7 protein-coding genes are annotated in these 7,205 nt (G+C 70.4%); 5 read left to right on the top strand and 2 right to left on the bottom strand.

The genetic code is table 11. From position 1 onward, the window contains the following. Positions 1-30: 30 nt before the first annotated feature. From F3J18_RS22360 to F3J18_RS22350, 3 genes are all read left to right on the top strand, one after another. On the top strand, positions 31-1,020 hold the full coding sequence (locus tag F3J18_RS22360; protein ID WP_205200371.1) for a DNA topoisomerase IB: 990 nt from the start codon (positions 31-33) through the stop codon (positions 1,018-1,020). A gap of 46 nt (positions 1,021-1,066) precedes the next feature. Continuing rightward, positions 1,067-1,228 (top strand): hypothetical protein, encoded by a 162-nt coding sequence (locus F3J18_RS22355; protein ID WP_161783260.1) that lies wholly within the window; start codon positions 1,067-1,069, stop codon positions 1,226-1,228. Between the two features lie 133 nt (positions 1,229-1,361). Further along, positions 1,362-2,369: an SMP-30/gluconolactonase/LRE family protein gene (locus F3J18_RS22350; protein ID WP_166914268.1), complete on the top strand. Its 1,008-nt coding sequence runs from the start codon at positions 1,362-1,364 to the stop codon at positions 2,367-2,369. Positions 2,370-2,467: 98 nt separating this feature from the next. Here the strand turns inward: F3J18_RS22350 and F3J18_RS22345 are convergent, their stop codons facing one another. Next, a complete protein-coding gene (locus F3J18_RS22345) occupies positions 2,468-3,856 on the bottom strand; it encodes an aldehyde dehydrogenase family protein (RefSeq protein WP_166914264.1) in 1,389 nt (462 codons plus the stop codon). Positions 3,857-3,959: 103 nt separating this feature from the next. Here F3J18_RS22345 and F3J18_RS22340 point away from each other — a divergent pair, with 103 nt between their 5' ends. Further along, positions 3,960-4,826, top strand: coding sequence for a LysR family transcriptional regulator (locus tag F3J18_RS22340; protein WP_013690812.1), 867 nt, complete (start codon positions 3,960-3,962; stop codon positions 4,824-4,826). 14 nt (positions 4,827-4,840) lie between these two features. Here F3J18_RS22340 and F3J18_RS22335 read toward each other — a convergent pair whose 3' ends face one another. Next, complete coding sequence (locus F3J18_RS22335; protein WP_166914262.1) at positions 4,841-5,869, bottom strand: AraC family transcriptional regulator; 1,029 nt, start codon at positions 5,867-5,869, stop codon at positions 4,841-4,843. Between the two features lie 367 nt (positions 5,870-6,236). On the opposite strand from F3J18_RS22335, the gene F3J18_RS22330 reads away from it, so the two are divergent. Beyond that, positions 6,237-7,172 (top strand): 3-keto-5-aminohexanoate cleavage protein, encoded by a 936-nt coding sequence (locus tag F3J18_RS22330; protein ID WP_166914260.1) that lies wholly within the window; start codon positions 6,237-6,239, stop codon positions 7,170-7,172. The last annotated feature ends 33 nt before the right edge of the window (positions 7,173-7,205 follow it).

Here is a 7,205-nt window from a genome sequence, read left to right as displayed (position 1 = left end):
CGCGATGCCGCCGCGCCGCTTGCCCCGCCGCTGCGCCGCGTCGACGACAGCCGCCCCGGCTATACGCGCCGGCGCGGCGCCGACGGCTTCGTCTACTTCAATACGCGCGGCCTGCCGATCCGCGACGCGCGCGAGATCGCCCGCATCGACGCGCTCGCGATCCCGCCCGCCTACGTGGACGTGTGGATCTGCGTGGACCCGCATGGCCACCTGCAGGCCACCGGCCGCGACGATCGCGGCCGCAAGCAGTATCGCTACCACCCGCGCTGGCGCGAGCTGCGCGACGCGGACAAGTACGCGCGCCTGGCCGCCTTCGCGCAGGCGCTGCCGCGCATCCGCGCGCGCGTGAGCCGCGACCTGGCGAGGCCGGGCATGCCGCGCGAGAAGATCGCCGCCGCCGTGGTGCGGCTGCTGGACAGCACCCTGGTGCGCATCGGCAATGCCGAGTACGCGCGCGACAATGCCTCGTTCGGGCTGACCACGCTGCGCAAGCGCCATCTCTCGATCGAGGCCGGCGCGATGCGGCTGCGCTTCGCGGGGAAAAGCGGGGTGGAGCACGACGTAGCGATCGACGACGCGCGCGTGCTACCGATCCTGCGCGCCTGCGCGAAGCTGCCGGGCCGCGCCCTGTTCCAGTACCTCGACGCCGATGGTGCGCGGCACGCGATCGGCCCGGCCGGGATCAACGACTACCTGCGCGAGGCGGGCGGCGCCGATTTCAGCGCCAAGGACTACCGGACCTGGGCCGGCAGCGTCAACGCGCTCGCGCTGCTGCGGCGCGCCGCCTGGCTCGATGCGCGGCAGGCGCGCAAGCAGATCGTCGCGACGGTGCGCGAGGTGGCGGCGCTGCTGCACAACACGCCGGCCGTGTGCCGGAGCAGCTACATCCATCCCGTGGTGCTGGAAGCCTTCGAGACCGGCGCGCTCGCCGTGCTCGGACCCTGCGCGAAACGGCGCGGGCTGCGCACCGACGAGATCCTGTTCGCGAGCCTGCTGGCCGGCTCGGCGCCCGGCGCCTAGCTCGCGGCACAGGCCGACGAAACCTCATGGAAAAAGGAGCACGACGATGAACCAGCCCACTACCCCGGCACCGCAGGACCAGGATCAAGGCAGGGATCGCGATCGGCACGACACGCCGCCCGCCACGCGGCCGGCCAACCCCTCGCCGTCCCCCGACAAGCGCTTGCCGGACCTGCCCGATCCGGTGGAGGTGGGCGAGGACGGCTGAAGACAGCCGGCTTCGTGGGGGCTTCGATATCTCGAGGCGGGATTGCGTGCATACTCGAACGCGGCCCGGGTGAAGCCAGCCTGAGAGCATCCGGTGCCGACACCATGACGAGAGCAAAGCGCACAACATGGAGATGCCCCCCGTGAATCCCATCCAAGGCTTCAGCGTGGATCCCGCCTCGATCCGCCATGTCGGCCACGACCTGCAGCGCCCCGAATGCATCCTCGCCCAGCGCGACGGCTCGCTGCTGGTGGCGGACGCGCGCGGCGGCGTGCTGCGCATCGATCCCGCCGGCCACCAGGCGCTGATCCTGCCCGAGGGCGCCGCCGCGACCGCCGCCTCCGACGGCCTGACCAGCGGCTCCCTGCCCAACGGCCTGGCGCTCGACGCCGAAGGCAACATCCTGATCGCCAACATCGGCACCGACCGCGTCGAGCGGCTCACGCGCTCGGGCGAGCTGCGGGTGCTGTTCGACGGCCTGGACGGCAAGCCGCCCGGCAAGGTCAACTTCGTGCTGCGCGACAGCCGGGACCGGCTGTGGGTGACCATCTCCACGCGTGTCGATCCCTGGCCGAACGCGGTGCGCAACAACCTGGCCGATGGTTACATCGTGCTGATCGACCAGCGCGGCGCGCGCATCGTGGCGGATGGCCTGGCCTTCACCAACGAGATCCGGCTCGATCCCGACGAACGCTTCCTGTACGTGGCGGAAACCACCGCGAACCGAGTCAGCCGCTTTCGCGTGCTGGACGACGGCGCGCTGGGCCCGCGCGAGACCTATGGCCCGAGCCGGCTCGGGCCCGGCCTGATCGACGGTTTCGCCTTCGATGCCTACGGCAACCTGTGGTGCGCGATGATCTTCGCCGACCGGATCGTCGCGATCGATCCCGATGGCGACCTGCATACCCTGCTGGACGACGGCGACGCGGCCGCCACGGCGCGCTTCGACGCGGCCTTCGCGAGCGGCGAGATCGTGCCGATGTCGATCATGGCGGAAACGGGCGGCCGCATCGCGCCCTGGCTGACCAGCGTGACCTTCGGCGGCCCGGACCTGAAGACGGTCTACCTCGGCAGCCTGAAGGGCACCACGCTCGCCAGCTTCCGCTCGCCGGTGGCGGGCCGGCCGATGATCCACTGGTAGGCGGTAACGGCCAAACGCCGCCGCCGCCGAGGCGGTTGTCGGCGGCGGCGAGCCGGGCCGGGCGCGAAGCCCGGCCGGCGGTTCAGCGGTTCAGCGGTTCAGCGACGATCCGCCCACACCGTCTGCGCGTTGCAGAACTCGCGCAGGCCGAAGTGCGAGAGCTCGCGTCCGAAGCCGCTCTTCTTCACGCCGCCGAAGCCCACCCGCACGTCGCTGGCGCTGTAGCCGTTGATGAACACGCCGCCCACCTCCAATTCCTCCGTGATCGACTCGGCCAGCGCGGCATCGCGCGTGAACACCGAGGCGGTCAGGCCGAAGTCGCTGTCGTTGGCCAGCTGCACCGCGTGCGCGGCGCTGTCGGCGGGGATGATCGCGGCCACCGGCCCGAACAGCTCCTCGCGGAAGGCGGTCATGCCCGGCTTGACGTCGGCCAGCACGGTGGGCTGGTAGTAGTTGCCCTCGCCCTCCACCTTGTGGCCGCCCACCAGCAGCGTGGCGCCTTCGGCCAGGCTGCGCTCGACCTGGCCATGCAGTTCGTCGCGCAGGTCGTAGCGGGCCATCGGGCCGACGTAGTTGTCCGCCACCAGCGGATCGCCCATGCGCAGCGCCTTGACGGCCGCCACGAAGCGCTCGGTGAACTGCGCCAGCACCGGCGCCTCGACGATGAAGCGCTTGGCCGCCGCGCACACCTGGCCCGAGTTCTGGAAGCGCCCGGCCACCGCGGCCGCCACGGCGAGCTCCAGGTCCGCGTCGGCCAGCACGATGAAGGCATCGGAGCCGCCCAGCTCGAGCACGCACTTCTTGAGCGCGGCGCCCGCCTGCGCGCCGATTGCGGCGCCGGCGCGCACGCTGCCCGTCACCGTCACCGCGGCGATGCGCGGATCGGCGATCGCCGCCGACACCAGCTCGTTGCCCAGGTCGACCAGCTCGAACACGCCGGCCGGGAAATCGGCCCGCTCGAAGGCCTCGGCCAGCAGCCGGGCCGAGCCCAGCACGTTGGGCGCGTGCTTGAGCACATAGGTATTGCCGGCGGCCAGGGCCGGCACCGCGCCGCGCACCACCTGCCAGATCGGGAAATTCCAAGGCATCACGGCCAGCACCGGCCCGAGCGGGCGATATTCGATGCGCGCCTTCTGGCCTTCCACCTGGGTGGGTTCGGGGGCCAGCAGGGCCACCGCGTGCTCGGCATACCAGTCGCAGGCGCCGGCCGACTTCTCCACCTCGGCCAGGGCCTGCTTGATCGGCTTGCCCATCTCCAGCGTGATGGTCTCGGCGATGCGCTGCGCATCGGCCCGCAGCGCCTGGCCGAGCCGGCGCAGCGCCGCGCAGCGCTCGGCCACCGGGCGCCGCTTCCAGTCGCGGAAGGCGGCCGAGGTGCGCTGCAGGGCCTGTTCGAGCTCGGCCGGCCCCTGGGCCGGGAATTCGGCGAGCCGACGGCCGTCGCGCGGGCTGATGGAACGGAATACCTGCTGGTCTGCGCTGCTCATGCTGAACTCCATTGGCTTGGGATGGCGCTCATAGTAAGCTCGGCGTACGCTCAACAAAACTGAATAGTTTTGAGCAACTCATTCACGTTTCGAGAATATCGACATGGATCTGATCCAGCTGGAAATGTTTCAGGCGGTGGCGCGCCACGGCAGCATCGCGGCGGCCGCGCAGGCCGTGCACCGGGTGCCGTCCAACCTGACCACGCGCATCAAGCAACTGGAGGAGGAACTCGGCGTCGACCTGTTCACGCGCGAGCGCAACCGGCTGCAGCTCTCCCAGCCGGGGCGCGTGTTCCTCGACTACGCGAGCCGGATCCTGGGCCTGGTGAGCGAGGCGCGCGCCGTCACGGCGGGCCAGCAGCCGGCCGGCCGCTTCGCGCTGGGCGCCCTGGAGAGCACGGCCGCGGTGCGCATCCCCGGCATCCTGGCCGCCTACAACCAGCGCTTCCCGCAGGTGGCGCTGGAGCTCGCAACCGGGCCCTCGGGGCAGATCATCGACGCGCTGCTCGGCGGCGACCTGATCGCGGCCTTCGTCGACGGCCCGCTCGACCATCCCGAGCTGACCGGCTTCCCGGTGTTCGACGAGCAGATGGTGGTGGTGGCGCCGAGCAATCACGCGCCGATCCGCCGGGGGCGCGACGCCGACGGCGATGCGCTCTACGTGTTCCGCAAGAACTGCTCGTATCGCCGCCACCTGGAGCGCTGGCTCGCCAACGACGGCGCGGTGCACGGCGAGATCCGCGAGCTGGAGTCGTATCACGGCATGCTGGCCTGCGTGAGCGCGGGCGGCGGCCTGGCGATCATGCCGCTGAGCATGCTGGAGAGCATGCCGGGCTCGCAGACGGTGCGCGCCTGGCCGATGGGCAAGGAGTTCGGCCTGCTGCGCACCTGGCTGGTGTGGCGCAAGGAGACCATCTCCAAGGCGCTGGAGGCCTTCACGCAGTTGGTGAAGGCGAGCGCTTCGGCCTGAGTCGATCGGCGCGGCTATTCCTCGCGGATCTCGGCGGCGCCCTTGCCGGTCCAGCGCTTCAGCGCGCGCCGGAAATTGGCGACGTCGGTGAAGCCCACCAGCATCGCCACGTCCTCGGTGCTCATGCGGGTGGTGCGCAGGTATTCGATCGCCAGCGAGCAGCGCACGTCGTCGACGATCGCCACGAACGAGGTGCCTTCCGATTCGAGCCGGCGTCGCAAGGTCCGGCTGGTCATGCCCAGGGTGGCGGCCACGGCCTCCATGCCCGGGAACTCGCCGGGGCTGCGCATCAGCAACTGGTACACCTCGCCCGAGGCGCCGGACGAGGTCTTGGCCTGCCCGATCAGCCGATCGCAGGTGTCCTGCAGCAAGGCCGCCGAGTGCCGATGCGCCAGGTGCGGGCGCAGCTCGAGGATCGCGCTGTCGTAGATCAGTTCGCACTGCTCGGCATCGAAATCGCAGGGGCAACCGAGGTACTCGGCATAGAGCGCGGCATGCGCCGGCGCGGGATAGGCGAAGCACGCGCGCAGCGGCGGGCAGGCGCGGCCGGCCACGTCCTGCAGATGGGTGACGTGCTGCGTGTACTGCTGCTCGAGCAGGAACTGTTGAAGCTCGTGAGGGAGGTTCGGGCCGAACGCGTCGGGAAAGGTCCATACCGCGCGATCGGGGAATTCCCGCCATTCGATCGTCAGGGTCGGCGTGGCCAGGCGATGGTATTTCACGCCGAGCCGGAAGTAGTCGCGCAGCGACAGGCAGGACATCAGCGCATAACCATACATGCCGTAGGCGGCCAGGTGCAGGCGCGAGCCGGTCCGGAACGGCGTGGCCGGATCGGACGACAGCTCGATCGCGTTGCGGCACACGACAGCGTACTGGCGCACCGAGGTCAGCACCGCGGCATCGTCGAGCTGGTCCACCGACAGGCCGCTGCCGCGCAGGCTGTCGAGCGGCGCGATGCCCTGCTCGGCCAGCACCTCGACCAGGGCCGCGATCTTGTAGGGCGCATAGATGCGCTCGTTGAGCAGGGGGTACCGCGCCGCCATTCGCCTCCCGGGGATGTCCTGCGAGGACATGCAACTGTCCGAAAATGACCTTACCGCCGCGATCGTATCTCACTAATATGGTGGCAACAAGAATCGAGGGCGCGGCGCTCCCGGCGCGCGCCCGGATCCAGGAGACGAGCATGCGCAGCATCCCCGCCGCCGCGTCGCACCGCCGACGCGCCACGCCCCCGCCGGGCCCGCCCCGCTGAGCGGACTTCGCCCGCGTCGCGATCGCAACCCGCGCGCGGGCGCATCCGGCGCGGCTCGATCCGTGCATAGCCGGCAGCTTCCCTTTCATCCACGCTCAGGCCTCCTCATGAATGGCCTGCGCCCCGCGTCGCCGGCGCTTCCGGCAAGGAAATCCTCCATGAGCCAGGCCCATCCCGTCATCATCACCTGCGCCGTGACCGGCTCCGCCCACGTGCCGTCGATGTCGCCTTACCTGCCGATCACGCCCGACCAGATCCGCGCGCAGGCGCTGGAAGCCGCCGAGGCGGGCGCCGCGATCCTGCACCTGCATGCGCGCGATCCCGAGGACGGCCGGCCCACGCCCTCGCCCGAGGTGTTCCGCCAGTTCGTGCCGGCGATCGCCGCCGCCACCGATGCCGTGATCAACATCTCCACCGGCGGCAGCACCCGGATGAGCCTGGACGAGCGGCTCGCCTACGCGCGCCTGGCCAAGCCCGAGATGTGCTCGCTCAACCTCGGCTCGATGAACTTCTCGCTGCATCCGGTGGCGGCCCGCATGCAGGAATGGCGCTTCGACTGGGAGAAGGATTACCTGGAGGGCATGGAGGACATGATCTTCCGGAACACCTTCCGCGATATCCGCAACATCCTCACCGAGTTCCGCGACTACGGCACGCGCTTCGAGTTCGAGTGCTACGACCTCGGCCATCTCCACAACCTGGCCTACTTCGTCGACGCGGGGCTGGTGAAGCCGCCCTTCTTCATCCAGTCGGTGCTCGGCATCCTGGGCGGCGCCGGGCCGGATCCCGAGAACCTGGCCGTGATGCGCGCCACCGCCGACCGGCTGTTCGGCCGCGAGAACTACGCCTTCTCGGTACTGGGCGCGGGCCGTCACCAGATGTCGCTGGTCACGATGGGCGCGATCCTGGGCGGCAACGTGCGGGTCGGGCTGGAGGACAGCGTGTACCTGTCGCGCGGCGTGAAGGCCCGCTCGAACGCCGAGCAGGTGCGCAAGATCCGCCGCATCCTCGAGGAGCTGTCGTTCGAGATCGCCACGCCCGCGCAGGCGCGCGAGCTGCTCGGGCTCAAGGGACGCGAGCGGGTCACGCTGTAGGTCCTGCCGCAAGGCCATCGGACACGAACCACA

The organism is Burkholderia sp. Ax-1720, from assembly GCF_011753035.1.
Classification (GTDB): domain Bacteria; phylum Pseudomonadota; class Gammaproteobacteria; order Burkholderiales; family Burkholderiaceae; genus Burkholderia; species Burkholderia gladioli.
This window is presented reverse-complemented; position numbering and strand designations above follow the sequence as displayed.

Excerpts from the sequence above, each read along its gene's own strand:
- F3J18_RS22355 (WP_161783260.1), top strand. The coding sequence starts at position 1,067 with ATGAACCAGCCCACTACCCCGGCACCGCAGGACCAGGATCAAGGCAGG.
- F3J18_RS22350 (WP_166914268.1), top strand. The coding sequence starts at position 1,362 with ATGCCCCCCGTGAATCCCATCCAAGGCTTCAGCGTGGATCCCGCCTCG.
- F3J18_RS22345 (WP_166914264.1), bottom strand. The coding sequence starts at position 3,856 with ATGAGCAGCGCAGACCAGCAGGTATTCCGTTCCATCAGCCCGCGCGAC.
- F3J18_RS22340 (WP_013690812.1), top strand. The coding sequence starts at position 3,960 with ATGGATCTGATCCAGCTGGAAATGTTTCAGGCGGTGGCGCGCCACGGC.
- F3J18_RS22335 (WP_166914262.1), bottom strand. The coding sequence starts at position 5,869 with ATGGCGGCGCGGTACCCCCTGCTCAACGAGCGCATCTATGCGCCCTAC.
- F3J18_RS22330 (WP_166914260.1), top strand. The coding sequence starts at position 6,237 with ATGAGCCAGGCCCATCCCGTCATCATCACCTGCGCCGTGACCGGCTCC.